Source organism: Treponema sp. R80B11-R83G3, assembly GCF_054786115.1.
Genome location: NZ_BDHF01000250.1, coordinates 1 through 1,127, shown reverse-complemented (window position 1 = coordinate 1,127; position 1,127 = coordinate 1). Strand labels below are relative to the sequence as shown.

Annotated in this window: 2 protein-coding genes; one reads left to right on the top strand and one right to left on the bottom strand. The window is 42.5% G+C overall.

Going from position 1 to position 1,127, the window contains the following annotated elements; genetic code table 11:
• Window positions 1-16: 16 nt before the first annotated feature.
• The gene (locus ACYVRH_RS13075; protein ID WP_461257337.1) at window positions 17-589 is read left to right on the top strand and encodes a hypothetical protein; all 573 of its coding nucleotides are present in this window, start codon (window positions 17-19) and stop codon (window positions 587-589) included.
• Between the two features lie 136 nt (window positions 590-725).
• Here ACYVRH_RS13075 and ACYVRH_RS13070 read toward each other — a convergent pair whose 3' ends face one another.
• Window positions 726-923 carry a hypothetical protein gene (locus ACYVRH_RS13070; protein WP_461257336.1) on the bottom strand — a complete coding sequence of 66 codons (198 nt, stop codon included), beginning with the start codon at window positions 921-923 and terminating at the stop codon, window positions 726-728.
• Between the last annotated feature and the right edge of the window lie 204 nt (window positions 924-1,127).

Sequence of the window (1,127 nt, the reverse complement as noted above, 5' to 3'; positions counted from 1 at the left end):
CTAAAGGAGGCAGTCAATGTTTAATCTGAAAAATACGCTCGGTTTATCGGACGGCGGTTATAGAGATTTCAAGCGGGGCGTCGCCGCCTGCGTGTTGTCAAACCTTACCATGCTCCCACCCTTCGTGGTCATGCTTCAAATAATCATAACCCTGCTTGACCCGTTGTTAAGCGGCAATCCGATCAACACCGCCAAGTTGTGGATTTTGTTATGCGGTACTTCGGGATTGTTGGGAGGGCGTTTAGTTGACGGTTTTCCTGATAACAATTTTATGCTTGCTGTTCCTGCGGTTGATTTCTTTGCGGTGGGTTTTTTTGCCATTGTTGCTGTCTTCTTTGTGGCGATTTTTTTTGGTCTTGCCATTTTCTTTTCTCCTTGTTTAGTTTATTTGAATAACGGCGTCAATCATCTTGTACAAGTGATTGACACCGTTACGCTTACCATGGCAGATGCTGAAGACAAAGGCCGTAAGGAAGGCAATAATGAAGCCAACATTAAAAACGCCCGAAAGATGAAAGCTGATAATATGCCCGTATCTCAAATTTGTAAGTACACCGACCTCTCCCCTGAGATTATCGCCCAGTTGTGATATATTTATAATTAACAATGAACAATTAGAAATGAGCAATATTGCTGTAAGTTAGCTTTACGTATTGCCAACCTGTTATTACTGCTAACTTTGCTCATTGTTAATTTATTTTACTATTGCCCACACAATGCCGCCGCTAATTACCGCTGTTACTGGAATCGCTATTAGCGTTTATCAAGAATTCCAATGTTTGTAAATCGTTGTCTATTGAAGAAAAGTCCTGCGCAAAGGCAGCCGGCGAGGAAAGCGAGAAGAAAAAAAAGCAGATAACGGCGGCGGTTAAGGGTGTGATATAATGATTGAAGTTTTTTTGCGATGGTTGAGGTTCATTCAAATTATAGTCTCCTGAAAAAATTCACCTACGCTGTTTTAACACGGTGGGGGTGACTGTCACCTAGTCCTACAGGTAGTGTCGCCAATTTCTTGACGACACTATGAATTTTGGAGGAGACACAATTGCGTGTCCGTAGGTGCGTTTACCTTATCCTTTAAAGTCCCGTTGAATAAAGTATTTCGCCACCTTCGCCCACTCCGACAA